General features: G+C 59.3%; 20 protein-coding genes. 11 read left to right on the forward strand and 9 right to left on the reverse strand.

Annotated elements, in window-relative coordinates:
- The first annotated feature begins 31 nt into the window (after positions 1-31).
- The 3 genes from ACK4FF_RS10955 to ACK4FF_RS10965 are packed head-to-tail and all read left to right on the forward strand — an operon-like array spanning position 32 to position 3,337.
- Positions 32-2,233, forward strand: coding sequence for a peptidase M19 (locus ACK4FF_RS10955; RefSeq protein ID WP_409708848.1), 2,202 nt, complete (start codon positions 32-34; stop codon positions 2,231-2,233).
- Complete coding sequence (locus tag ACK4FF_RS10960) at positions 2,230-2,613, forward strand: hypothetical protein (protein ID WP_409708851.1); 384 nt, start codon at positions 2,230-2,232, stop codon at positions 2,611-2,613. The genes ACK4FF_RS10955 and ACK4FF_RS10960 overlap by 4 nt, the downstream gene beginning before the upstream one ends.
- Before the next feature lie 10 nt (positions 2,614-2,623).
- A complete protein-coding gene (locus ACK4FF_RS10965) occupies positions 2,624-3,337 on the forward strand; it encodes a sulfite exporter TauE/SafE family protein (RefSeq protein ID WP_409708854.1) in 714 nt (237 codons plus the stop codon).
- Here the strand turns inward: ACK4FF_RS10965 and ACK4FF_RS10970 are convergent, their stop codons facing one another.
- The 4 genes from ACK4FF_RS10970 to ACK4FF_RS10985 all read right to left on the reverse strand — a co-directional run bounded on the left by ACK4FF_RS10970 (position 3,338) and on the right by ACK4FF_RS10985 (position 8,726).
- On the reverse strand, positions 3,338-3,700 hold the full coding sequence (locus ACK4FF_RS10970; protein WP_409708857.1) for a phage holin family protein: 363 nt from the start codon (positions 3,698-3,700) through the stop codon (positions 3,338-3,340).
- A gap of 68 nt (positions 3,701-3,768) precedes the next feature.
- The gene (locus ACK4FF_RS10975) at positions 3,769-5,580 is read right to left on the reverse strand and encodes an ATP-binding protein (protein WP_409708860.1); all 1,812 of its coding nucleotides are present in this window, start codon (positions 5,578-5,580) and stop codon (positions 3,769-3,771) included.
- The gene (locus tag ACK4FF_RS10980; protein WP_409708863.1) at positions 5,577-6,539 is read right to left on the reverse strand and encodes an ABC transporter substrate-binding protein; all 963 of its coding nucleotides are present in this window, start codon (positions 6,537-6,539) and stop codon (positions 5,577-5,579) included. Before ACK4FF_RS10980 ends, ACK4FF_RS10975 begins: the two co-directional genes overlap by 4 nt.
- A 75-nt stretch (positions 6,540-6,614) precedes the next feature.
- Complete coding sequence (locus ACK4FF_RS10985) at positions 6,615-8,726, reverse strand: DUF1156 domain-containing protein (protein ID WP_409708866.1); 2,112 nt, start codon at positions 8,724-8,726, stop codon at positions 6,615-6,617.
- Between the two features lie 128 nt (positions 8,727-8,854).
- Here ACK4FF_RS10985 and ACK4FF_RS10990 point away from each other — a divergent pair, with 128 nt between their 5' ends.
- Positions 8,855-10,825 (forward strand): CocE/NonD family hydrolase, encoded by a 1,971-nt coding sequence (locus tag ACK4FF_RS10990; RefSeq protein ID WP_409708869.1) that lies wholly within the window; start codon positions 8,855-8,857, stop codon positions 10,823-10,825.
- Positions 10,826-10,836: 11 nt separating this feature from the next.
- Here the strand turns inward: ACK4FF_RS10990 and ACK4FF_RS10995 are convergent, their stop codons facing one another.
- The gene (locus ACK4FF_RS10995) at positions 10,837-11,352 is read right to left on the reverse strand and encodes a thioredoxin family protein (protein ID WP_409708872.1); all 516 of its coding nucleotides are present in this window, start codon (positions 11,350-11,352) and stop codon (positions 10,837-10,839) included.
- 216 nt (positions 11,353-11,568) lie between these two features.
- Between ACK4FF_RS10995 and ACK4FF_RS11000 the strand changes: the two genes are divergently transcribed.
- A complete protein-coding gene (locus ACK4FF_RS11000; protein WP_409708875.1) occupies positions 11,569-13,590 on the forward strand; it encodes a YhgE/Pip family protein in 2,022 nt (673 codons plus the stop codon).
- 9 nt (positions 13,591-13,599) lie between these two features.
- Here ACK4FF_RS11000 and ACK4FF_RS11005 read toward each other — a convergent pair whose 3' ends face one another.
- Complete coding sequence (locus tag ACK4FF_RS11005) at positions 13,600-14,526, reverse strand: LysR family transcriptional regulator (protein WP_409708878.1); 927 nt, start codon at positions 14,524-14,526, stop codon at positions 13,600-13,602.
- A 118-nt stretch (positions 14,527-14,644) separates the two neighbouring features.
- On the opposite strand from ACK4FF_RS11005, the gene ACK4FF_RS11010 reads away from it, so the two are divergent.
- From ACK4FF_RS11010 to ACK4FF_RS11035, 6 genes are all read left to right on the forward strand, one after another.
- The gene (locus ACK4FF_RS11010) at positions 14,645-15,316 is read left to right on the forward strand and encodes a histidine phosphatase family protein (protein ID WP_409708881.1); all 672 of its coding nucleotides are present in this window, start codon (positions 14,645-14,647) and stop codon (positions 15,314-15,316) included.
- A 22-nt stretch (positions 15,317-15,338) separates the two neighbouring features.
- On the forward strand, positions 15,339-16,373 hold the full coding sequence (locus tag ACK4FF_RS11015; RefSeq protein WP_409708884.1) for a phosphotransferase: 1,035 nt from the start codon (positions 15,339-15,341) through the stop codon (positions 16,371-16,373).
- 16 nt (positions 16,374-16,389) lie between these two features.
- The gene (locus tag ACK4FF_RS11020) at positions 16,390-17,157 is read left to right on the forward strand and encodes an SDR family oxidoreductase (protein WP_409708887.1); all 768 of its coding nucleotides are present in this window, start codon (positions 16,390-16,392) and stop codon (positions 17,155-17,157) included.
- 10 nt (positions 17,158-17,167) lie between these two features.
- Positions 17,168-17,923 (forward strand): SDR family NAD(P)-dependent oxidoreductase, encoded by a 756-nt coding sequence (locus ACK4FF_RS11025; RefSeq protein WP_409708890.1) that lies wholly within the window; start codon positions 17,168-17,170, stop codon positions 17,921-17,923.
- An 11-nt stretch (positions 17,924-17,934) separates the two neighbouring features.
- Positions 17,935-19,185 carry an acyl-CoA dehydrogenase family protein gene (locus ACK4FF_RS11030; RefSeq protein ID WP_409708892.1) on the forward strand — a complete coding sequence of 417 codons (1,251 nt, stop codon included), beginning with the start codon at positions 17,935-17,937 and terminating at the stop codon, positions 19,183-19,185.
- An 85-nt stretch (positions 19,186-19,270) separates the two neighbouring features.
- Positions 19,271-20,101, forward strand: a complete 831-nt coding sequence (locus ACK4FF_RS11035) for a sulfurtransferase (RefSeq protein ID WP_409708895.1) — start codon at positions 19,271-19,273, stop codon at positions 20,099-20,101.
- A gap of 30 nt (positions 20,102-20,131) precedes the next feature.
- On the opposite strand, the gene ACK4FF_RS11040 is transcribed toward ACK4FF_RS11035, so the two are convergent.
- The 3 genes from ACK4FF_RS11040 to ACK4FF_RS11050 are packed head-to-tail and all read right to left on the reverse strand — an operon-like array spanning position 20,132 to position 24,804.
- A complete protein-coding gene (locus ACK4FF_RS11040; RefSeq protein ID WP_409708898.1) occupies positions 20,132-21,265 on the reverse strand; it encodes an aminotransferase class V-fold PLP-dependent enzyme in 1,134 nt (377 codons plus the stop codon).
- Positions 21,266-21,321: 56 nt separating this feature from the next.
- Entirely contained in the window at positions 21,322-21,705 is a 384-nt protein-coding gene (locus ACK4FF_RS11045) for a P-II family nitrogen regulator (RefSeq protein ID WP_409708901.1), read from the reverse strand.
- Between the two features lie 12 nt (positions 21,706-21,717).
- Positions 21,718-24,804: an efflux RND transporter permease subunit gene (locus ACK4FF_RS11050; RefSeq protein ID WP_409708904.1), complete on the reverse strand. Its 3,087-nt coding sequence runs from the start codon at positions 24,802-24,804 to the stop codon at positions 21,718-21,720.
- Positions 24,805-24,806: the final 2 nt, after the last annotated feature.

Here is a 24,806-nt window from a genome sequence, read left to right on the forward strand (position 1 = left end):
GAAAAGCCCAAGCACCACACCAGAGGACGACATGAAATTCCTGAGAACCGGCCTGAGCGCGCTTGCCATGGGCGCCATCCTTGCAGCATGCAATTCCGACAACAACACTGTCAGCAGCGGCAGTGGCGGCGGGACAACCACCCCCTCCGAGGTTGAAGTTCGCCAAACAGCATTCAACGTGGCCAACCAGTGCTTTGCACTTCAGTCGCTGGGCAACCAAAGCTATGTGGCCATGACCACTGGCGGACAGTACTCGGTGGACCAAAGCCAACTCAGCAAGGCAGCCGCCTTCTACCTCAAGCCCACCGCCCTGGGCAAGTACATGGTGTACAACACCAACCAGCAAATGCTGCAACTGACAGGCAACAGCGCAGGCACCGCAGCCTCCAACACAGCCGCCTTCTCGGACGCCGTGGAATGGACCCTGCAGGAAGATGACCGGGGCCGCAGCGGCTTTTCACTCACCAACACAGGCAACGGCATGAAGCTGGCCCTGATTGGCCTGAGCAAAGGCTTGGGTTCGGTCGAAGCGGCGGGAACCAGCGCAGACACCCTGTTCAAACTGGTGCCCACCACCGGCTGTGCCGCGTTTCCGGAAATTGCAACCAACACCGAAGGCAGCACCTTCAAAGGCGCAGGGCTTGACCAACCCGCCAAAGGGTTTGCCGATGTGCACAACCACATCACCGCAACCACTTTCTTGGGCGGAGCGCACTATGGCTGGCCGCACCACCGGTTTGGCGTGACCCAAGCCTTGGGCAATTGCGAAGCCAACCACGGCCCCAACGGACGGGGCGACCTGGTGGATAACCTGTTCAAAGGCCAACCCCAAGCCACCCACGACACCCAAGGCTGGCCCACCTTCAAGAGCTGGCCTGGCTTTGACGCACTCACGCATGAAGGGCTGTATTACAAGTGGCTGGAGCGGGCTTACAAATCAGGCCTTCGCATTTTCGTGACCAACCTGGTTGAGAACGAAACCCTGTGTAATTTGGTGCGCACCACCAAGGGCAAGCCCACACAGAACTGCAATGAAATGGAAAGTGCGGTTGGGCAGGTTAAGTACATCCGCGAACTGGAAAGCTACATCGACGCGCAGGAAGGCGGCCCCGGCAAAGGCTGGTTCCGCATCGTAACCACCCCGGCTGAAGCGCGGCAGGTCATCAATGACGGCAAACTGGCTGTGGTGTTGGGCATTGAGATTTCCCACCTCTTCAACTGCAGCGTGAAAGTGGGCCAGGCCCAGTGCAATCAAGCTGAAATTGACAAGCAACTGGACCGCCTGTTCAACCTGGGTGTGCGGCAAATGTTCCCCATCCATGAATTTGACAATGCCTTTGGTGGCAATGGCATTTTCGATGGCACGGTGCTGAATTTGGGTAACTTCCTGGACACAGGCGCCTTCTGGACCACTTACGACTGCCCGGGCGGAGACAACAACTACGCCGACTACATTCTGCGTCAACCGGGTGCCGTGATGACGTCGGTGCCCGGCTTGGGCAACGATCCACTGACTTCCGCCGTGATTGCCAACAACCCGGGCCTGCCCGTGTACCCCACTGCAGAAAACCGCCGCCAATGCAACAAGCGCGGCCTGACTGAACTGGGCAAGTATGCGTTCAAGCGACTGATGGAGCGTGGCATCATCATCGAAGTGGACCATCTGGAACTGTCCATCAAAGGTGACCTGATCGACCTGGCCGAGCGGCAGGTGCCCGCGTACCCGCTGGTGTCCACCCACGGTGCACACGGCGGCATTACGCGTGAACAAGCACGACGCATCATCGCCGCAGGCGGCATCATTTACCCTTACCAAGGCAACGCGCAAAGCTGGACCGAGGACCTGAAGGTCATCAAAACCCTCAAGAGCCCCAAGTACGACTTCGCCATGGGCTTTGGCGCCGACACCAATGGCCTGGGCGCGCAGGCAGGCCCACGCAAGGCAGACCGGCCACAAATCAAATACCCGTTCACGCTCTTCAGTGGATCGGACTGGGCCGGCGTGTTGAACAGCGACGCCACAGCGCTGAAATTCAATGCGCAAAGAAGTGGTGAACGCGTTTACGACGCCAACAAAGACGGCCAAGCCCATTACGGCCTGAAGGCGGACTGGGTTGAAGAAGTGCGCGTAGAAGGCGGCAATGAGGCCTTGAAAGCCCTGTACAACTCGGCTGAGGTGTATATTCAAATGTGGGAAAGGACCATGGCCAAGCGCACCAAAATCAATCCATGAACAAACGAGCACTCGTTTACCTGGCCCTGGCAAGTGCAACACTTGCCGGGGTTTTTGTTTTTTTACAGCTCAAACCTGCGGCTGATGCAGCCCTTGCACCCGCAACCGGGCAAGCGGAATCGCTGAATTCCATCGTGATCAGTGGTGGCCAGCTCAACGGGGAACCGGTTCGCCTGCAAGCCAAAGCGGGGGGAATGGCGGAGTTCCTCGTGTTCTCGGACCAAGCCGACCAGTTGCATGTGCATGGAATCGACCAAACAGTCGACCTGGCGGCAGGCCAAGGCACCAAGGTGCGAATCCCCACGCCCATCGCCGGGGAGTATGAGCTTGAACTGCTCGATGCCGACATCATCATCGGCGTGTTGGACGTGCAACCCTGACGGACTGACCATGAGCCTGTTGGTCCTTATCTGTCTGGCGGCCTTTTTCACCAGCAGCGTCACAGCCACCATGGGCATCGGCGGCGGCGTCATCCTGCTGGCGCTGTTGGCGCAGTGGGTGTCGCCCCAGCTTTTGATTCCCTTGCATGGCGCAGCACAAGTGCTGTCCAACATCAACCGTGTGGTGGTTCAGCGCGAACACATCGATTGGGCCTACATCAAACCCTTCACCATCGGGGGAATTCTGGGTGCAGCCCTCATCACCCCCGTGGCATTTTGGGTGCCTCAGCAATGGGGTATGGTGGCCTTGGGGCTGTTCATCCTGGTGGCCACTTGGCGCCCAGCGTGGTTGAAACTGCAGTCTTGGGCGGCCTGGGCTTCAGGCGGGGTGACCACCGGGCTGAGTATGGTGTTGGGGGCCACCGGGCCTTTGGTGATGAGTGTTCTGCCCAAGCAGTGGAACCGCATGACGGTGGTCGGCACCCACGCCATGGCCATGGTGGTTCAGCACGGCCTGAAACTGATCGCCTTTTCCAGCATGAATGTGGCGCTTTGGGAGCACTGGGACTTGTTGCTGGGGCTGACCTTGTCCACCATGCTGGGCAACCAGATTGGGGCCAAGCTGCTGGGCCGCCTGCCCGAGCACTGGTTCAAGGTCGGGCTGGACTGGTTGCTGACCCTGCTTGCCATCAACCTGATTTGGGAAGGCTTGAGCGGCCCTTGATTACAAACGCTCGATGGTGACGCGGGGTTTGAAAAACACGGAACTCAGTGCGGTAGCAAACAGCGAGTACAACAGGGCTGCCAGCACCGACCACCAAAAGCCATCCACACGGAACCCATCCAACACCGAACCGACCCAATAGAACATGAGGCCATTGAGCACGAAGTAGAAAAGGCCCAAGGTCAACAAGGTGAGGGGCAGGGTCAGAATCGTCAGAACAGGTCTAACCACCGAGTTCACCAAACCCAGCACCAAGGCAGCCCACAAGGCGGACAAAAAACCGTCCACAGTCACACCGGGCAGCAGGTAAGCCACCGCCATCAGCGCCAACGCATTCAACACCCAAATGATCAACAGGTTCATGTCTGGTTTCCAGAGTTCGTGGCCTTAAGCCACACAGCGCCCACAATAGCACCGCTGGCAGCGGCCATTCAACCTTGAGTGCCGACTGGTACAGAACAATGTGCCGGGCTGGGGCGATGCAGCGCCATGCGCAAGTCTGCCGGGCTGAGGGGAAGACTGAGGCTCTGGGCACAGTCGCCCTCACTCACTTGGCCCCAATCAGCAGGTTGACGCAAGAACAGAAAAGGCACCTTGGGCCACAGGGCCGCCACGGATTCTGCGGCTTCACGGTTCACTCCTTGCGCACCGCCTTGAGCCCCCTCGAACACCAGCACCACCACAGGCCTGGATTCAGTGCTGGTGGCCCATTTCAGGGCGGCTTGAAGATCGAGCAACTCGCGAAGACCATGCACAGTCATGCCCATCCAGCGCACCGTGTGTTGAATGCTCTGCAAAACGTATTCATCGTTGCTCAACACAAACACCAAAGGCACCGGCTGGCTTGCCGTCTGAAGCTCAGAAGCATTGCCATGAGCCACACGCAGGGGCAAATCAACCGTGACACAGGTGCCAATGCCTGGGGTGCTGTTGACCAGCACCTGCCCGCCCATCAACTTAACCAGCCCGTGAACCAGGTTCAACCCCAAGCCGGAACCGACATGCTGCTGCGCGTGACCGGCGCGAGCCTGCTGAAACTGCCCGAACAAACGATCCATGGTGTCGGTGTCAATGCCTGTGCCGGTGTCCTGAATTTCGAAGGACAAGAGACCCACTTCCCCTTTGGCACCATCGTGGCCAGACACTTTGACCAGCACATGCCCCTCAGGAGTGAATTTGATGGCATTACCGATCAGATTCAACAAAACCTGCCGGATACGGACTTCATCACCGGACCAAGTCACGGGTGTTTCCGGCATCACCTCAAACAAGACTGTGCACTTTGATTTGGCCAGAAGGCCATGCACCGGTGCCGACAAGTGGTCCAACAACGACTCAATCGACCAGTCCGAATTATTCAAGGGCATGCGGTCGGCCTGCAAACGGGCCAAGTCCAGCATCTGGTTGACCAAATTCAACGCATCCGTGGAGGTCGACTGCAGCTCGCCCAACAGGGTTTGAACCTGCCCACCTGGCTTTAGCTCCAGAATCAGTTGCACCAGCCCTGTGATGGCATGAAGGGGATTGCGAACCTCATGGCCCATGAAATACAGATAATGCCGGCTTTGCAGAAGGCTTTGCTCGAGTGCATCGCCGCGCTCACGCTCAGCCAACAGTTGGCCGCGCAGTTCATCCCGGGCAGCGGCCGACAAACGCTCAGGCCCCGTGGGCAACGGCGATCGCCTCAAAGCCCAAACCAAATGCAACAACAGCAACAGCATCAAACCCAAACCAAAGACCAGCAGCGCCACGTGCCGAGTCATAACCCCTTCCCTGCGCTGGTCCAGTTGCTGGATGGACAGGTTCAAGAGTTCGCTCAAGTATTGGGTTTGAACCAACAGGCGCTCAATCAACAGGGCCTCTCTGCGCGCCTTCAGTGTCTCGGACACTTCGCGCTCCGGGGGAGTCATCAGCGCAACATGTAGCGCACTAATGCCGTCCAGCAACTGTTTAATTTCCTCGGGAGAGACGTCCACGCTGTCGCTGGAAAAAGTCACATCGATCAGCCCGCCAAGCTCTGCAAAACTGCGGCGCCATTGCTCGGCTCCGGTTTGAACAGCCCCCTGTTGGCTTTGCTGAACAGCACCACTCAGACGCGAAGCAAGGGCATGCATTCGTTCTATATTCAGATGCTCAGCATGCAACTGACCGTAAGCCCGCCACTCTTGAAAACCGGCCACCAGCAGGGTGACCATCAACGCCACCAAGGCCAGCGCGGTGTGATGAAATTGCTGCGGCTTCATGGTGGAGACACATTCACCGCTTTGGGGTTCACCGCTCGAAGGGGTGCGGTTTCGAGGACTTCGTAGAAATCGGGCACGACGGCCAGCGCTGGCACAACGCCTTCTCGTTTGGCCCAACGAACCTGATCGGACATGGTTCTGATGAGGGACTGGTTCATGCTGAGCCTGAAGCGGTAGTTCGGGAACAATTGGGCGACCAGGTCGGGGGACAGGCCATAGCGCTTCGACATCAGACTGCGGGCGTAATCCGGATCACGCTCGATCTGCTGGCAAGCGCGGTCCAAGGCACGCAACAAAGCCCTGACTGCACCGTTGGAACCTGGCTCGATGGTTTTGCTTGCCAGCAAATTAAAGGTGGTGGTGTACAAGTTTGGAAGTGGCAACTCAGTGACCTCTCGCCCCAACTGCTTGTGGATACGGGCGATGTAAGGATCCCACAGGGCCATCGCATCAATTTCACCGCTGCGTATCATGTCATAGGCTTGCTCCGGGCGTAGTGGCACCAACTGGACATCCGAATTGTCCAAGCCCTGAAACAAGAGAACCAGATCGAGGAAGTAATGCCCTGATGACTCCGGGCTGTATCCAATGCGTTTGCCCGCCAGTGATGGCACGCCCTTCGACTCGGCGCGAATGAGAATGCGCTGGTGACGCTGGGCTGTGACAAAGGTGGTCAAGACGACAAAAGGCTTGCGGGAAATGCTGTTGAACATCACTGGCAACTCGCTTGTAGTGGCCAGCTCCGCTTTTCCGCTGAGCAAGAGGTCCATGCACCTCAAACCATCCGGGCAGTTGATCAACTCCACGTCGACGCCTTCGTCGCGGAAATACCCCAAGCCGTGGGCCACGACGATGGGTAAGGTCAAGGGTGAGGCAGACACAGCCAAGCGCAACGGCCGAGCCTGAGCATGGCCCATCAGCACCACCATCACCCCAATAACGGCCAACAAACGCCTCAAACCTTCACTCCCCGTGATGTGAACGCACCCCCCGAACAGGTTACATTGTTTCACAATGCTGTCAACTGAAGTTGATTACAGCATTTTACGGACACCCAGGGAGAATTCAGGAAAAAGCCGTTGAACCTCGGTGACCAGCCAACCGATCAAGTCTTCGTCAGCCAACTCGCCATGGGCCTGCTGATTGGCCAACAACACAATGCCCTGCGCAAAGTACACCCAAGCTGCGTCTGCGGGCGACCACCCCAAGGCCTGCAACCGGGTGGCTTTGGTTTGAACCTGGGCAGAACGCAGGGCCTGTTGCGTTTGGCCCCAATTCAAGGCGGGCCGGTGTTGCCCGGGCTGGGCCCGCCCTACAAAGGCCACACAGGTGTTGACCGCCTCGGACAGCACAGCCCGGGGGCGAGAGCGGCGCTCAATACCCAAACCGTGTGCCCCGGTCAGCCACATCGGTGATTGCCGGAATGCCGTCAGCAACGCAGCCCACCCACGCGCCTGCGCATGGGCATACACCCAGACCAAAGGGGCTCCCGGCTTCAACACCCGCGCCGCTTCGCACAAAGCCGTGGTCAGTCGTTGGCTGTAGTGCTCATGAGCCTGCCGGGCATTTCCTTCGTGGCGCTGGGCAAAGGCCACCAACTCCCCCGCCCCTTCGCCTGCGGTGGCCACGGGGCCAAACAGGTCGGGCACCAAGGGGCCCAGCAGCAGCCTTTTCCAGGCGTAGATGCAGTCGGCCAACATGCTGTAGACCAAGTTGTCGTAATACGGCGGATCGGTCACGATGGCGTCAAACGAGTGATCAGGCAAGGGCAAGTTTTCGGCAGAAGCGCAGGCCACATGCACAGGGCCTTGTTGTTGGCCCAAAGCATCCAAACCCTTGATGATGCGGCGCAGTTTGCTGTGCAGGTTGGAGGGGCCGGGCAACACAGGGTCAGTCTCGGCGTAATCCCACACCATGGGCAGCCCAGGCCCGCACAAGGCCCGCCCCACCTGCTCGTTCTGGGGCATCCATACGGACAGACGGCAATTCCAGTCCAATAACTGATCGACCAAACCGGACAGCACGCCAGTCACGGCCAGGGCCACATCCAGCCCGTGGTCTTTGAGCAGTTGTTGATGTTCTTGGGACAGGGCCTGGATGAGGCACAGCATGACTGCCGTCTGGCGGGTGTTCAGCCATTGGGCATGTTGGGTCAGCCCGTAACGGGGCAGGTTTACAACACCAGTCCAGGCGGGCAAAGGGGTGGTCGGCAATGCAAGCCCTGTTTCCTTCAGGCGTGCGTGCACAAATTGCTGCAAGGTCTCCTCGGAAGGGGCGGCCTCCAAAGGGGCGACATCGAACAATTTCCCCCGTGGAAACTGTTTGCGCACCACCGCCACCACGGTGTCCGTGCACTGGCGAACATCCGCCTTAGGCTGTTCCAGGCCGCAGGCTGGGCAAACGAAGGGTTTGAACTTGGACACTCGGGCAGTGCGCGCAGGCTTTTCATGGGCAATGGTCCACCCTTGGCGATCGGGCTGCTGAACCGGGTCCAAGCGGGTGTACCGGCCAGCCTTGACGCTCAGTTCGCGACGTTTGCTGAGGTGGTAGGTGTGGCCACAATCGCATCGGGTTTGATAGGTCCACAGGTAGGTGACCGGGCCTTGTCTCACATTCGGGGCGGTCATTCGGTGGCGCAGGGGAAACAAGGCGTCGGTGGCCTGTGCCAAGCGCTCCAGTACCCGCTCGCCGCTTTGCTTCACCAAGGCTTTCAACGGGCCAACCCCCACCTTCGGCACCCACTCCAAATGCACTCGAAGGATGAAAGCCGAGAGTTCATTGACATCAATCGCCGTGGTGTCACAACCCAGGTTCGCGGCCTCCAGCGGTAAGGTGCCACTGCCGGAAAACATGTCCAACACCTTGGGCCGCTGGCCATCGTATTGAAGCAGCAGCAAGGCCTGACAACGCGCCAGCAATTCGGGTGAGGGCACCGCCTCATCCAGCGCCTCGCGCAGCAAGTCATCGGTAACACGGTGTTCGTCGCGGGCCAGCAAGGCAGCCAGGCAAAGGGCCCGCATGGCGTTGTGGGGGCGTCGCGCCCACCACACCTGAAGGGTATGGACTGTCTCACCTCGGGCGTGGCGCTCGCGGGCACCGGCCCGGGAGGCCTCGTGATCCAGAAATCCGTGATCAATCAGATGCATGGTTTAAACGGCGGGCACAGGTCAGACACGTAAGTTAAATCAGGCACTTGCCCGTCTTGATACCGACAAGTAACATGCGACTGGAGACAAGCACATCACAACAACACTGCCTTTCAAGGTCAACCACCATGACACTTTACCCTTTGCGAGCACCGCTGCTGGCGGCACTGAGCGCCTTGGCCCTCCTGGCCTCGGGCTGCAACAGTTCAGACAGCCCGGCAGGCGCCTCAGGCGCTGCGGTCACCCCCTCCTCGGTGGAGACAGGCAAGGCGGCCGTGATGGGCACACGCACCAGCCCAGCCGGCACCGTTCCCGCAGTCACGGGCGATGCGTCTCAAGCCTGGGTCAGTTACAGCCGAAATGAAGACTACCCGAACACGGTGGAATTGCCCAAAGGTTTCATCACCATGGCCGATGGCACACGCTTGGCCTACACAGTCACGCTGCCAGCAGGGGCTGATGGCAAAGCTGCTGCGGGCACCTTCCCGGTTATTTTGGTGCAAACGTCCTACAACAAGGCTGCTGGCGCATTTGCCCAAGCCATCGGCGGTGCCGACCCCTACATGGTCAAGCGCGGCTACGCCACGGTTGTGGTGGACGTGCGAGGCACAGGCAATTCGCAAGGGGTTTGGGATGCCTTTGGCGAAAAGGAACAAGCGGATTACAACCAAGTGGTGAACTGGGCCGCCACCCAACCATGGAGCAACGGCAACATTGGTGTGTACGGGGTGTCGTACCTGGGCATTACCGCCATTCTGACTGCCGCGCAAGGCAACCCGGCGGTGAAAGCCGCGTTCCCGATTGTGCCCATTGGTGATGGGTATCGGGACATTGTGTTCACCGGGGGCCAGGTCAACCCCACCTTCATTCCTTTGTGGATGGCGTTGGTCACTGGCCTGGGGGCCATCCCCGTGGATGCCTTGCAAACCAACCCGGCCGTGGGGCTGGAGGTGCTGGTGTCTCACCTGCTTAACAGCGTGACGCAGTTTCAGGTGCCAACCATTTTGAAAGCCTTGCTGGGCGAATCGGAGACAGCCTATGACAGCGCCTTCTGGAAAACACGCTCACCCCTGGAGCAGGCCAGCAAAATCAAAGTGCCCACCTTCGTCGTGGGCGGGCTGCACGACCTGTTCCAACGCAGCGAGCCCATGTGGTTTGAACAACTGAAGGACCAAACCAGCACGAAGTTGTTGATTGGCCCGTGGACGCACATTGAATCAGCCGGGTTGCCCAGCGATGGGCTACCACGCGATGGAGTGCCGACCATGCAGCAAATTCAGTTGATGTGGTTCGACCAATACCTCAAGGGCTTGCCCTCGGGCGCAGACCGGGTACCCAATGTGACTCAGTATGTGAAGGGCCTGGAAAAATACGTGACTGCGACAGACTGGCCTCACCCGCAAGTCAAAGCAGTGGAATATTTCCTGCGCGGGGACAAAAGCCTGAGCCCCTCCAAAGCCTCGGGCGACGAGGCCTCCAGCACGGTCGCACAATTGCCGGTGTTTGGCCTGTGTTCCCTGTCATTGAACCAATGGACGGCTGGCGCGCTGGGTTTCATCCCGCTGCCTTGCAACACGGAAGACACGTTCAACCAGATTCCCTCCGCCACATTCAGAACCCCTCCGCAGACCGAGGACCTGTACATCAACGGCCCGATCGAAGCGGATGTGTGGATCACCACCACTGGACTGGAAGCCGGGTTGTCTGTGCGCGTGTCAAGCTACGACCCCTCCACCCGCAAGGCCACTGCACTCACCAACGGCCTCTTGACGGCTTCTCACCGTGCGGTGGACGACAGCCGTTCCCGCTTCATGAATGGCGTGCGTATTCAACCTTGGCACCCCTTCACGCGGGAGGCGGTTCTGCCGGTCAACATCAACGAGCCCATGCTGCTGCCGGTGGAGGTCTTTCCGACCAGCGCGCTGATTCCGAAAGGCCATCAGCTTCAGATTTCAATCAACTCCAGCAACCTGCCTCAGGGTTTACAGCCGGTGCCTCAGTTGCTGAAAGGGCCTGCGGGTGTCATCACCGTGCTCAACAGTGCCAAGTATCCATCCAAGGTGGTGATTCCGGTTGTACCCAACAGCGCCTTGAACTAAGCCACAGGCATTCACTGCCCCAAACCCAGGGCCTTGAAAAAGGCCTCGGGGGCTTTGTACCCCTGGATGGTTTTGGTGACCTTGCCCTGCGGGCTGATCACCATCACCACGGGGGTGGCGAAGACATTCAGTTTTTTAGCCAGTTCTTTTTCGGTAAGGCTCTGACCATCAAGCCACTGAACGGGAAGGTCGCCCCTCACGTTAATCGCAATCACGTCGAAGCGCTTTTGCAGGGCTGCCTTGTTGGGCCCACTGGTGAAATTGTCCTTCAGCAGGTTGGCGCAGAAAGGGCAATCCTCCAGATGAAAAAAAATCATCAACTGCTTGCCCGCTTGGCCAGCGTCCCGGGCGTCTTGGGGAATGTCCAGAAAACTGGATTTGAACCACGAGGGCAACTCGTAGGGCATGGGCTTGGCTTCAATGGATCGCGCCTGTGCGGCCCCCATCAGGCACAGGCCCGCAACCAGCACCAGCCAGCACATCCAACGGGCCGACGGGTAAGGTGAAGAGCGGGTGAGATCAGTCATGGTGGTGCTCGGCCAGAGGATGCAACAGAACCACCACTATATCAGCGATTACGCATACACCAAAGCGCATGGCTCCAACCCCCGTTCAGGCGGCTACTCACCGAACACGCCATCCAATCATGCGGTGACATTGCCCGGAACACTGAAAGCTGATGCACAATGGGCAAGCCCTGCAACACTGCAGCGTGACCAACCCATACCAAGACAGCCCTGCACATGAAGCTGCTTCAAGACATCATCGCCGTATTCAAAAGTGACTATGCCCTGCTGACCCGGTTCCGAAAACTCCGGTTGTCGGTCTTTGGGGTTCTGTTCATTCCGGCCATCTACGCCACCATTTACGTGTCCAGCATGTGGGACCCGGAAGGCCATGCGAAAAACCTGCCGGTCGTGATTGTCAACCAAGACCAAGGCACCCAGTTCAAGGGTGAAGATGTTCACGTGGGCCGGTCCTTGACTGACAAACTGCAATCGGAACGCAAACTGGGCTTCAGCGCACTGAACGACCCTGAAGAGGCCCGTCGAAAAGTACGTGAAGGGGAGTTTGATTTTGCGCTGCTGATTCCTCCGGACTTCAGCGAAAAAGTGATCGAAGCACAAGCCAGCGGCGTGGCTCAACTGACGGTGTACACCTCCGAAGGCAACAACTACACCGGGGCAGCGATTGCCAAAAAGTTTGCGCCTGAACTGACACGCCAACTGAACGCCTTGCTCAACGCCCGGCGCTGGGACAAGGTGTCGGACATTGCCCACGACAGTGAAATCAAAGTGGCCTTGCTCAAAGACGGGGTGCAACGCCTGAATGCCGGTGCGCATCAGTTGAGTGAAGGCTTGATTCGGGCGAGCAACGGTGCCCAGAAAATCAGCCAAGGTGCGGACAAGGCGGCCACGGCCAGTCAACAAATCAGCAACGGTGCAGTTCAATTGAGCGACGGTGGGCAGCAACTGACCCAAGGGTTCCGTCAGGTGCGGCAGGGTTTGGGCACCATGGTTGAGAAATTGCCCGCCGACGAAGACCTGAACGCGCTCAAACAAGGCGCAATCAGCCTGGCCCAGGGCCAGCAACAACTGAACGAGGGCCTGAACCGGCTTGACCAAGGCGCAGGCCAATTGACCGATGGTGTGCGCGAGCTGAAAACCCGTTCGGCAAAAATTCCCATTTGGGGCGGGCAGGTGTCCGAAGGCGCCGGAAAAATTGAAGACGGTGCGGTGAAACTGGGTGATGGCCTGCACGCAGCCGCCCAAGGCAGCGCACGGCTGCGTGAGGGCAGCGAGCAACTGAAAAACGGCGTGGTGCGGCTCAGCGACGGCATGCAAAAGCTGGGTGCAGGCATACACCTGATGCATGACAAAATGCCCCCCGAGCAGCGCTTGCAACAATTCGACACGGGCATGAACCGCATGCGTGAAGGGACCGGGCAATTGTCAGGCGGGCTGACTCAACTGGACCAAGGCAGCAAGCAATTGGCCGAAGGCTTGGTCAAACTGGAAGCGGGTTCGCAAGCGCTGGCCCAAGGTCTGCAACAACTGGACAATTCAATTCCAGCCAAGCTGGATGTACCGCACATCGACGCGGAAGGCTTTTCCGCCACAGTCAACACCCGCGTGGAAGTTGCAGCACCGGTGGCCAACAACGGCACAGCCTTTGGGGCCAACTTCATTCCCCTGTCCCTCTGGGTGGGCGCGGTCATGACCGCTTTCCTGTTTCATTACCGCAAGGTGCCGCTGTCGGTTCATGGACGCAGCCCATGGGGCAAGGCCGTGGGCAAGATGCTCATTCCCTCGGGCATTGTGTTGGGGCAAGTCACCATCATGATTCTGACCATCTCGCTGGTGCTGGGGGTCACCGTGTCGCATCCCTTCCAGTTGACCATCACGCTGGTGACCTCATCCATTATTTTTGTGAGCATCGTGATGGCCTTGGTTCGCTGGCTGGGCGACACCGGCAAAGTGATTGCCGTGCTGTTTCTCATCCTTCAACTGTCGTCCTCGGGCGCGATTGTGCCCATTCAGTTGTCTGGCGAGGTGTTTCAATGGCTGCACCCTTACCTGCCCTTCACCTGGGTGGTGAAAGCAACCAAGGCTGCCATGTTCGATGCCTACGAAGGCCTGTGGCTGGTGTTCTACGGCAAATTACTGCTCACACCGCTTGTTCTGTGGCCCGTCGCCACCTACACCGGGCGCTGGATTGGTGTGCCCGACGCCGACTACCTGCCTGCGCTGGACGTGGCCGAGTAAGCCCGTCAGTCAACTTCGCTTGCGGGCGGGTGTGCGCCGGTCGTCCAGTTCCTGCAAACACTGGGCGATCAGCCCCCGCAGCCAAGTGTTAGCGGGGTCACGGTCTTTGGAGCGGTGCCAGTACATGTGCCACTCCGTGTCGGGCACCTCGAACGGCAGGTTCATCACACGGCCTTCAAAACCGCGCAGCAGATAGTCTGGCCCGGTCAAGGCCAAGTCACTGCGCATGGCAATCAGCGGGGCCACCAGGTAATGCTGCACCCGCATGCGAATGTCGCGGCTGTGGCCCAAGCGGTGCAAGGCAGCGTCGACCACACCCGGGCCTTTGCGGCGGCTGGAGATGTGAATGTGCCCCAACTGCAGGTAGCGTTGCAAAGTCAGGCTGCGGCCTTGCCAGGGGTGGCCATCGCGCAGGAAGCACACGTACCTGAAGTTCATCAAGCGCTGGTGCACCAACTGCGGGTCGTCAATCAGCGGTGCATCAATGGCCAGGTCAATCACACCGGCTTCCAACTCCTGCGCCACCTCAGTGCGCGGGGTGAAGTAACTTTCAATCTGCACCCCGGGTGCGGCAAGGCTCAATTGCTCGGTCAACACTGGCAACAACAGCCGCTCGGACAAATCGTTCATGCTCAGGCGAAACACCTTGCGGGCCTTGGCGGGCTCAAACTGTTCGGACTCATGCACACTGCTGCCCAGCAAATCCAGCGCGTCGCGCACCCGCTCGGCAATGTTGTCCGCCACTGGCGTGGGCACCATGCCACGGGGCGTGCTGACAAACAGCGGGTCGTTCAGGGACTTGCGCAGGCGGTTCAAGGCGTTGCTCACCGCCGGTTGCGTGATGCACAGCACCTCAGCCGCGCGGGTCAGGTTGCGGCGGGAATACACCGCATCAAACACCAGAAAGAGATTCAGGTCCAGTTGAGACAAACGCATAGCACCCCCAGTGCATTCACGTGATGAATGCCAAATTATTCACACAATAAACTTCAATAATGCCCTTTTTCCCCTTAGTCTGTTGGGCTAACAAGAAAAAACTCAGGAGACAAACCCCATGGCAGAGCTGTATCTGGTTCGCCACGGCCAAGCCTCATTCGGGCAGGCCAACTATGACCAATTGTCCGAAATGGGGCACATGCAATCCCGCTGGCTAGGTGAGTATTTCGCTGAACGCAACATCCAGTTCGACCGTGTTTTGACGGGGACGCAACTGCGCCATCAACAAACGCTGGACGGCATCGCCAGCGGCATGAAAAATGCTCTGACGCCCGAGCAGCACAGCGGGTTCAATGAGTACGACTTTCAAGGATTGATGGCTTGCCTGGGCCCGGAACACGGGGATGTGAACGCCTACCGGCAAGGGGACAAAAGGGCTTTCTACAAAGGCCTTAAAACCGTGTTGACCCTGTGGCAAAACGACGAGTTGAAAGGCCCGCTGCCCGAACGCTGGGCCGACTTTCAAGCCCGGGTGCAGGCCGCATTGCAACACGCCTGCAACACGGATGCGCGCCGCGTGTTGGTGGTCAGCTCTGGCGGGCCGATTGGCACCATGGTCGCCATGGCCATGCAAGCGCCCGTTCAGATGGGGCTGGAGTTGAACCTGCAGATACGCAACAGCAGCGTGTGCCATTTCTACTTCAACCGAGACAACATCCGGCTGGCCATGCTCAACAATGTGGCCCACCTCGATGTGCCCTCACGGCTGTCCGCCATCACCTACGGCTAAGCCAGCCTCCGGAGACACCCTCATGACCACTGCCATACACCAACTGGACACCGAAGCCCTTGCCGCCTACCTCACCACTCACCTGCCGGGCTTTGCGGGCCCTGTGTCCGCCAAAAAGTTCAAGGGTGGGCAATCAAACCCCACATTCCTGTTGACGACACCCAACGGCCCCATGGTGCTGCGCAGGCAACCCCCGGGCACACTCTTGAAGTCAGCCCATGCGGTTGATCGCGAGTTCCGCGTGCTAACAGCCTTGGCCGACACCCCGGTGCCCGTGGCCTGTGCCCTCCACCTGTGTGAAAACCGGGAGGTGATTGGCTCGATGTTCTACCTCATGAGTTATGAAGACGGCGACATATTCTGGAACCCGGCCTTGCCCGAGGTGCCAGCCGCTGACCGTCAGGCTTACTACTCAGAACTGGTCCGCATCATGGCCGACCTGCACAGCGTGGACATTGAGGCGGTTGGCTTGAGTGACTATGGCAAACCCGGCAATTATTTTGAGCGGCAAACCGGCCTGTGGACCAAACAGTACCGCGCCTCGGAAACCGAACACTTGCCCGCCATGGAGCAGTTGATTCAGTGGCTGACCTCCCACTGTCCCGCCGACGATGGCCAAGTGAGCTTGGTGCACGGCGATTTTCGGCTCGACAACATCATGTTCCGCAAAGGCCTGCCCCAAGGCCAGGCTGTGCTGGATTGGGAGTTGTCCACACTGGGCCACCCACTGGCTGACCTGGCTTACTTTTGCATGTGCCTGCGTCTGCCTGCCCAAGGCCTGATACCGGGTTTGGGCGGCCAGGACCACCTTGCACTGGGCATTCCGTCCGAGGCCGACATTGTGGCCGATTACTGCGCCCGCCGAGGGCTGAGCCACATCGAGCATTGGCCGTTCTACCTCGCCTTTGGTTTTTTCCGGCTGGCTGCCATTGCACAGGGCGTGCTCAAACGGGCCATGGATGGCAATGCCGCCAGCGAACAGGCCATGGCCGTGGGCAAGATGACCACCGTGCTGGCCGCCATGGCGCTGGACATTATTCACAACGAAACCCACTGAACCGGAGCACACCACCATGCCTGCACATTCGCTGTTTGATTTGACCGGAAAAATCGCCTTGGTGACCGGCGCCAGCCGGGGCATCGGCGAATCGATTGCCCGCCTGCTTGCCAGCCATGGCGCGCATGTCATTGTGTCCAGCCGAAAACTGGAGGACTGCGAAACCGTGGCTCAATCCATCCGCGAACAAGGTGGTCAAGCCGAAGCCCTGGCCTGCCATGTGGGGAACATGGACCACATCACGGCCGCCTTCCAGCACATCCGCAGCAGCCATGGCCGCCTGGACATTCTGGTGAACAACGCGGCGGCCAACCCCTACTTCGGCCACATTCTCGATACAGACCTCGCCGCATACAACAAGACCGTGGAAGTCAATGTGCGGGGCTACTTTTTCATGTCCGTGGAAGCGGGCCGCCTGATGCGTGAACACGGCGGCGGTGCCATTGTGAACACCGCCTCGGTCAACGCCTTGCAACCTGGCGACCGGCAAGGCATTTACAGCATCACCAAAGCAGCCGTTGTGAACATGACCAAAGCCTTCGCCAAGGAATGCGGCCCCTTGGGCATCCGCGTCAACGCCCTGCTTCCGGGCCTGACCAAAACCAAATTCGCCAGTGCCCTGTTTGCCGACGAGGCCATCAGCAAAGCCTGGATGAGCAAGATTCCTTTGGGCCGACATGCCATGCCCGATGAAATGGCGGGCACCGTGCTGTACCTGGTGTCCGATGCTGCCACCTACACCACCGGCGAATGCATCGTCGTCGATGGCGGCCTGACCCTGTGAGACAACAACCATGACCGATTCCCGATTTAATCAACAGGTGGTGATGATCACCGGCGCGGCCAGCGGCTTTGGCCAACTGCTGGCGCAACGACTGGCCGCAGGCCAAGCACGGCTGGTGCTGGGCGACCGCAATGAAGAAGGCCTGCGCAGCGTAGCCCAGGCGCTGCGCAACACCGGCGCACAGGTGGTGGACCTGGCCTGTGACGTGACCCGTGAAGCGCAGGTGAAGGCCATGGTGGACGCCGCGGTCAACACCTTTGGGCGGCTGGACATTGGCATCAACAATGCGGGCACCGGCACGCCCCCCAAAGCACTCATCGACACCGAAGAAGCCGAACTGGATTTCAATTTCGCAGTGAATGCCAAAGGGGTGTTCTTTGGCATGAAACACCAGATTCGCCAGATGCTCACCCAAGGCAACGGCATCATTCTGAATGTGGCCTCCATGGCGGGCATTGGCGGGGCGCCCAAGTTGACCGCGTACTGCGCCGCCAAACATGCGGTGGTGGGCATGACCCGAACCGCCGCTGTGGAATACGCCCGAAAAAATATTCGCATCAATGCCGTGTGCCCCTTCTACAGCCCAACCCCGCTGGTGACCGAAGGCTTGGGCCTGTCCCAGGAATTCCTGGCGCAGGGCTCGCCCATGCGCCGCTTGGGCAGCCCCGATGAAATGGTGTCGGCCATGCTTGGCATCATCGACCCCGCCAACTCTTACCTGCACGGCCAGGCCATCGCCGTAGACGGCGGTGTGTCCGCTTACTGACGAGGAACCTCATGGATTTCGCTTACTCCCCCAAAGTCACTGCCCTGTGCGCACAACTGAACCAATTCATGGACGCGCACATCATTCCGCGCATCCGCCAGCACAAAGATGAACTGGACCGCGATGTGTTTCCCGTCTCCTTTATGGAAGACCTCAAGGCCAAGGCTCGGGCCGAAGGGCTGTGGAACCTGTTTCTGCCCAGCCTGCGCGATGATGAACCTGGCACGCGGCTAAGCAACCTCGAGTACGCGCCGCTGGCAGAAATCATGGGCCGAGTGGCTTGGTCGTCCGAAGTGTTCAACTGCAATGCACCGGACACTGGCAACATGGAATTGCTGCACATGTTCGCCACACCGGCGCAACGCGAGCAATGGCTGGTGCCACTGCTGCACGGGAAAATCCGCTCCGCCTTCTGCATGACTGAACCCGAGGTTGCCTCGTCGGACGCCACCAACATCACCACCCGCATTGAACGGGTGGGCGATGACTACGTCATCAACGGCCGCAAGTGGTTCATCACCAACTCGGCCCACCCCAACTGCCGCATTTTCATTGTGATGGGCAAAACCGACCCGCACGCTGAAACCCACCGCCAGCAAAGCATGATTCTGGTGCCCAAAGACACCCCGGGCGTGGAAATGGTGCGCAACCCCAAAGTGTTGAATGCGGTACACCACGAAGGGCATTGCGAAATCGTGTTTCGCAACGTGCGCGTGCCCGCCAGCAACCTGCTGGGTGAAGAAGGCAGCGGCTTTGCGCTTGCACAGGCCCGCCTGGGCCCTGGCCGCATACACCATTGCATGCGGTCCATCGGTGCAGCCGAACTGGCCCTGGAACTGATGATAGAGCGCAGCCAGCAACGCAAAACGTTTGGCAAAGCCCTGTTTCAGCACGGCACAGTGAAGGAATGGATTGCCCGTTCGCGCATTGAAATTGACCAAGCCCGCCTGCTGGTGCTGAAAACCGCGTGGATGATCGACCATGTGGGCGCGAAAGCAGCCCGCAAGGAAATCTCCATGATCAAGGCCTTGGTGCCCACGGTGCACACCACGGTGCTGGACCGTGCCATGCAGGTGTTTGGCGCCATGGGCCTGACGCCTGACACCCCTCTGGCCGACCACTGGAGCTGGGGCCGCTGTCTGCGTTACGCCGACGGGCCCGATGAAGTACACCTGGAATCCATTGCCAAAATGGAACTGAAAGGCAGCGCCGACACGCTGGGCCAAGGCTCGGCTTACCTGACCGGGCCTGAGCGGGATTAAGCGCTGAAGCGCAACAACGAGGCTTGAATTGGTGAACCGGGATGAATCGGCTAGACTGGTTCATCCCAAACAGCCTAGGCCCACGATGACCCAAGCCCTCATCTGCGCAACCGACCTGCTGGCCTTGATCAACTCAGGCCACCCCCTCCTGCTGGCCGATTGCCGCTTTGACCTGATGAAGCCCAGCAGCGGCCAAGAGGCTTGGCTGCAAGGCCACATTCCCCAAGCGCATTACTTGAACCTGGACACAGACCTGTCCGACAAATCCATTCCGCTGGCAGGCCGGCACCCGGTGCCCGGTGAAGCCCGGTTCACTGGGCTGATGCAGCGGCTTGGTGTGAATGCCGACACCTGGGTTGTTGCCTACGACGCTGGCGACATGGCCATGGCCGCCCGCCTGTGGTGGTTGTGCCGGTATTACGGCCACACCCGTGTGTCTGTGCTGGATGGCGGCCTGCCGCAGTGGTTGGCCAATGGGGGCACGGTGACCGCCGCCAAACCTGAGCAACCGCCAGCGGGCCAATTCGTGGCCAAACCGCAAGAACACCTGCGAATTCGCCATGAGGAATTGATCGCGACGAACACACTGCTGGTGGACTCGCGCGATGGTGCGCGGTTTCGCGGCGAACTCGAACCCATCGACCCCGTGGCAGGCCACATCCCCGGCGCGGTGAACGCATTCTGGAAGGCTTGCCTGAATGAAAGTACGGGCTGTATGAAAAGCCCTGCCGAGCTGGCTGAGCATTGGACACCAATTCTGGACCAAGGCAAGCCGGTGACAGTGTACTGTGGGTCTGGCGTGACCGCCTGCGTCAACCTGCTGGGCATGGCCCATGCAGGCTTGGATGGTGCCCGCCTGTTTGCCGGCAGTTGGAGTGAATGGTGCCAACGGGGCGGGGAAGTTGAAACAGGTTGATGCGTTTAAACACATCAACCTGACTTCTTTTTACGCCATTTCCATGGTGTTCAAGGCGTGGGCCAAGTGGCTTACGGTGCGCTTGGGGTTGTGCAGTTTTTCAAGGCCAAACAGGCCCAAACGGAAGGTGCGAAACTCCGGGCCCTCATCACATTGCAAAGGCACACCCGCCGCAGTTTGCAGGCCCAGCGCAGCAAACTTTTTGCCGTTTTGTATGTCGGGGTCGGTGGTGTAGCTGACCACCACACCCGGTGCCTGAAACCCCGCTGCAGCCACGCTGGGAAACCCTTTGGATTCCAGCAACTGGCGCACCTGCTGGCCCAGTTCAATCTGTTCTTGGCGCACGGCTTCAAAGCCGTAATCGCGGGTTTCAATCATCACTTCGCGCAAACGTGCCAAAGCATCGGTGGGCATGGTGGTGTGGTACGAATGGTTGCCGTTTTCATACCCTTCCATAATCTGTAACCAGCGCTTCAAGTCGCAGGCGAAACTGGTGCTCTGCGTGCCGTCGATGGCCTGCCGGGCCCGCTGGCTCATCATCACCATGGCACAGGCGGGCGAACCACTCCAACCCTTCTGGGGCGCGCTGATCAACAAGTCCACCCCCGTGTCCTCCATGTTCACCCACATGGCACCCGAGGCCACACAATCAAGCACCAACAAACCACCCACGGCGTGCACCGCATCGGCCACACGGCGCAGGTAATCGTCGGGAAGAATCATGCCGCAGGCGGTTTCCACATGGGGTGCAAACACCACGGCAGGTTTGGTGGTGGCAATGGTTTGCACAACCTCATCGATGGGACAGGGCACCCAGGGTGCTTGCGCACCGATGGCGTTTTGCCGGGCCTTCAGCACCGTGTGCGAGGCCGGAATGTTGCCCATCTCGAAAATCTGCGTCCAGCGGTAGCTGAACCAGCCATTGCGAATCACCAGCACATGCTTGTTACTGGCAAATTGACGCGCCACCGATTCCATGCCGAACGTACCACTGCCCGGCACCAGCACTGCACTGTGGGCGCGGTACACCGACTTCAGGATGGAAGAAATGTCGGTCATGATGCCCTGGAACCGCTTGGACATGTGGTTCAGGGCGCGGTCGGTGTAGACCACAGAAAATTCGAGCAGACCGTTGGGGTCCACATTGGGCAGTAATCCGGGCATCTTGCTGTCTCACATCGTTGTTATGGATTCTGCCCATTGTTGCACACTCTGCGGCGTCAGGCAGGTGGCTGTTCACCCGGCGATGAACCGTCCGGGTTGTCGGCCAACATGTCCGACCCGTTTCGGATGCGGTGCATGGTGCCTATTGGCAGGGTCCACACCAGCCCGTCTCCAAACTGCCCTGTGCTGCAAATCATGATGATGGTGCGGCGAATCTCTTCCACCATCGCCACCTCGGCCAGCACCGTAATCAGGATTTTCGGGGTGTAGTCGGTCAGTTCTTCACGCACGGATCGCCGCCCTACACCGGCCGGGGCGGTGAAACCCTCGGCCTTGGTCAGGGTCAGCCCCGGGAAGTTGGGAATGGCCCGCAGGGCCTCCCGCAACAGGGGCAAGCGGTTGGGGCGAACAATCGCGCGAATTTCACACATCTCTTTCATGGTCTTCCTGCCTCATGCTTCAGGAGCGTTGTCATCAAACCAGCGGTACAGCGTGGGCAGCACTACCAGCGTCAACAGGGTCGAAGAAATCAACCCACCAATCACCACAATGGCCAGCGGCCTTTGCACTTCCGAACCGGGGCCTGTGGCAAACAGGAAAGGCACCAGGCCCAACAGCGCGACTGTGGCGGTCATCATCACGGGGCGGAACCGGGCCACGCAACCATCGCGTACGGCCTGGGCCACAGCGAGGCCATCCTCACGCAAGCGGCGGATATAACTCACCAACACCACGCCGTTGAGCACCGCAATACCCCACAGCGCAATGAACCCCACTGAAGCGGGTACGCTCAAATATTCTCCGGTGACGGCCAAGCCAATAACACCCCCGATTGAGGCGAAGGGCAGCACGGTGATGATCAGCGAAGCCAGCTTCAGTGAGTTGAACAGCAGGAACAGCAGGAAGAAAATGGCTGCAATGGTGATGGGCACAATGATCATCAGTGTGCCCATGGCCCGTTCCATGTTCTCGAACTGACCGCCATACACCACATAGAAGCCCTCGGGCAACTTGATGTCGCTGCCCATGCGCTGCTCTACCTCGGCCACAAAACCGGCCAGGTCGCGGTTCTCCACGTTGGCCCCCACCACCACCCGGCGCTTGCCGCTTTCACGGCTGATCTGTGCCGGGCCATCGCGCAGTTCAATGGTGGCCACGGAATGCAGGGGTACCAAGGCACCGTCCGAGGCGCGCAGCAGCATGTTGCGGATGGTCTCGACCGAATTGCGGGCCTCCGGCGGGAAACGAACCGCAATACCAAACCGGCGCTCGCCCTCATACAGTTGGCTGACTTCCTTGCCGCCAATGGCGGTTTCAATCAGGCTGTGGACTTCCGACACATTGATGCCGTGACGTGCAATGGCCTTGCGGTCAATGTCGATGGTCAGCGCCTGCTGGCCTGAAAGGCGCTCAATACGGATGTCCTTCGCACCGGGCACCGACCGCAACAGCCGGGCCACTTGCTCGGACACTTCACGCAATTGGGCCAGGTCATCGCCGAAGATCTTGATCGCCAATTGCGAGCGCACCCCGGTCACCATTTCATCAACCCGCTCAGAGATTGGCTGGGACAACACAATCTGCACACCGGGAATGGTGGACAGGCGTTGGCGGATGTCTTCGTCAATCTCGTCCTGCGTGCGCTCGGAATTCGGGTCCAGCAACACGATGGGGTCGGATTCGTTCGGTCCAGCCGGATCGGCAGGTGACTCACCCCGACCCAATTTGGACACCACCATCCGCACACCATCCACTTCTGAAATGGACTTCATGGCGCCCATTTCCAAGGCAATCGACTCATCCAAGGAAATGCTGGGCACCCGGTTGATCTGCGGTGTCAAAGCGCCTTCTTTCATGGTGGGCATGAATGACTTGCCCAGGAAGGGGAACAAAGCGACCGAGAACAACAACAGGCCGACCGCCACCGCCAATGTGCCTTTCTCGCTGCCCAAGGCGCGGTCCAGCAGGCCCAGGTAACGGCTTTTCAGCCACGCGATGACTTTCGTGTCATGGTCCGCACCACCCTTCAGGATGTAAGAACACAACACCGGTGACAACACCAGCGACACCAACAGGGACACACCCAGGGCAATCACAATGGTCAGCGCCAAGGGGGCGAACATTTTGCCCTCAATCCCTTGCAAGGTCATCAGTGGCGTGAACACCAGCATGATGATGGCAATACCAAACACCGTGGGCGTCGCCACTTCCTGTGTGGCATCCAGAATCAGTCGGACCTTGGAACCCGCGCCCTTGGCCTCGCCCAATCGGTGGAACACGTTCTCAACCACCACCACCGTGGCATCGACCATGAGGCCGATGGCGATTGCCAACCCCCCCAAGGACATCAGGTTGGCCGACAAACCATAGTGGTTCATCAAAATGAACGTGGTCAGCGGCGAGATGATCAGCGTGGCCACCACAATCAAGCTGGAACGCACGTCACCCAGGAAGATGAAGAGCACCACCACCACCAGGAAAATACCCTCGATCAACACCTTGCCGACGGTCCACAGCGCAGAATCCACCAACTCGGTTCGGTCGTAGTAAGGCACAATCTGCAAGCCGCCCGGCAACAGGCCCTTGCTGTTGATTTCGTCCACCTTCTGTTTAACCCGGGTCACCACCTGCTTTGCGTTACCACCCCGCATCATCAGCACAATACCGGACACGGATTCGGTGTAGCCGCCCTTGATGATGGCGCCCTGCCGAACTTCATGGCCGATGGTCACTTCGCCCAAGTCCTTCACATACAGCGGTACACCGTTTTGCTCACGCACCACAATGTTGGCAATGTCGTCCAGCGTGCGAATCAGGCCCACACCACGAATCAGGAACTGTTCTGAGCGTTGCGGCAAGATGCCACCGCTGGCATTGGCGTTGTTCTTCGCCACTGCCTCATACACCTGGTCGATGGTGATGCCGTGCTGAAGCAAACGCTCAGGCTTGGCCAGCACTTGGTACTGGCGCACATAACCGCCCTGGCTGTTGATCTCGGCCACACCGGGAATGGAACGCAACATGGGGCGCACCACCCAGTCCTGCACAATCCGGCGCTCGGCCAACTCCTGAGGGGTCAGTTCACGCTTGCCATCGTCCGGATGGTCCAGGGTGTATTGGTACACCTCGCCCAAGCCGGTGGACACGGGGCCCAGCACTGGCGTAATGCCGGTGGGCATGCGCGGGGTGACTTCAATCAGGCGTTCCATCACCAACTGGCGCGCAAAGTACACATCAGTTTCATCGGTGAACACCAGCGTGATAATCGACAAGCCACTCTTGTTCAAGGAGCGCATTTCCACAAGCCCGGGCAAGCCCGTCATGGAAATCTCCAGAGGCACCGTGATAAAGCGTTCGATTTCTTCGGGCGAGCGGCCCGTCGCTTCAGTGGCAATCTGCACCTGAACGTTGGTCACGTCCGGAAATGCATCCACCGACAAACGGGTGGCTTCGCGCAGGCCGAATGCACACAGCACCAGCGAGAGCACCACCACCACCAGCCGCTGACTGAGCGCGGCGCGGATCAATGAACCCAACATCG

It is taken from the genome of Limnobacter sp. (genome assembly GCF_046297615.1).
Lineage (GTDB): Bacteria > Pseudomonadota > Gammaproteobacteria > Burkholderiales > Burkholderiaceae_B > Limnobacter.

Excerpts from the sequence above, each read along its gene's own strand:
- ACK4FF_RS10960 (WP_409708851.1), top strand. The coding sequence starts at position 2,230 with ATGAACAAACGAGCACTCGTTTACCTGGCCCTGGCAAGTGCAACACTT.
- ACK4FF_RS10995 (WP_409708872.1), bottom strand. The coding sequence starts at position 11,352 with ATGACTGATCTCACCCGCTCTTCACCTTACCCGTCGGCCCGTTGGATG.
- ACK4FF_RS10990 (WP_409708869.1), top strand. The coding sequence starts at position 8,855 with ATGACACTTTACCCTTTGCGAGCACCGCTGCTGGCGGCACTGAGCGCC.
- ACK4FF_RS10975 (WP_409708860.1), bottom strand. The coding sequence starts at position 5,580 with ATGAAGCCGCAGCAATTTCATCACACCGCGCTGGCCTTGGTGGCGTTG.
- ACK4FF_RS10970 (WP_409708857.1), bottom strand. The coding sequence starts at position 3,700 with ATGAACCTGTTGATCATTTGGGTGTTGAATGCGTTGGCGCTGATGGCG.
- ACK4FF_RS11035 (WP_409708895.1), top strand. The coding sequence starts at position 19,271 with ATGACCCAAGCCCTCATCTGCGCAACCGACCTGCTGGCCTTGATCAAC.
- ACK4FF_RS11000 (WP_409708875.1), top strand. The coding sequence starts at position 11,569 with ATGAAGCTGCTTCAAGACATCATCGCCGTATTCAAAAGTGACTATGCC.
- ACK4FF_RS11010 (WP_409708881.1), top strand. The coding sequence starts at position 14,645 with ATGGCAGAGCTGTATCTGGTTCGCCACGGCCAAGCCTCATTCGGGCAG.
- ACK4FF_RS11020 (WP_409708887.1), top strand. The coding sequence starts at position 16,390 with ATGCCTGCACATTCGCTGTTTGATTTGACCGGAAAAATCGCCTTGGTG.
- ACK4FF_RS11045 (WP_409708901.1), bottom strand. The coding sequence starts at position 21,705 with ATGAAAGAGATGTGTGAAATTCGCGCGATTGTTCGCCCCAACCGCTTG.
- ACK4FF_RS10985 (WP_409708866.1), bottom strand. The coding sequence starts at position 8,726 with ATGCATCTGATTGATCACGGATTTCTGGATCACGAGGCCTCCCGGGCC.
- ACK4FF_RS11050 (WP_409708904.1), bottom strand. The coding sequence starts at position 24,804 with ATGTTGGGTTCATTGATCCGCGCCGCGCTCAGTCAGCGGCTGGTGGTG.
- ACK4FF_RS11040 (WP_409708898.1), bottom strand. The coding sequence starts at position 21,265 with ATGCCCGGATTACTGCCCAATGTGGACCCCAACGGTCTGCTCGAATTT.
- ACK4FF_RS10955 (WP_409708848.1), top strand. The coding sequence starts at position 32 with ATGAAATTCCTGAGAACCGGCCTGAGCGCGCTTGCCATGGGCGCCATC.
- ACK4FF_RS11005 (WP_409708878.1), bottom strand. The coding sequence starts at position 14,526 with ATGCGTTTGTCTCAACTGGACCTGAATCTCTTTCTGGTGTTTGATGCG.
- ACK4FF_RS10965 (WP_409708854.1), top strand. The coding sequence starts at position 2,624 with ATGAGCCTGTTGGTCCTTATCTGTCTGGCGGCCTTTTTCACCAGCAGC.
- ACK4FF_RS11015 (WP_409708884.1), top strand. The coding sequence starts at position 15,339 with ATGACCACTGCCATACACCAACTGGACACCGAAGCCCTTGCCGCCTAC.
- ACK4FF_RS11030 (WP_409708892.1), top strand. The coding sequence starts at position 17,935 with ATGGATTTCGCTTACTCCCCCAAAGTCACTGCCCTGTGCGCACAACTG.
- ACK4FF_RS11025 (WP_409708890.1), top strand. The coding sequence starts at position 17,168 with ATGACCGATTCCCGATTTAATCAACAGGTGGTGATGATCACCGGCGCG.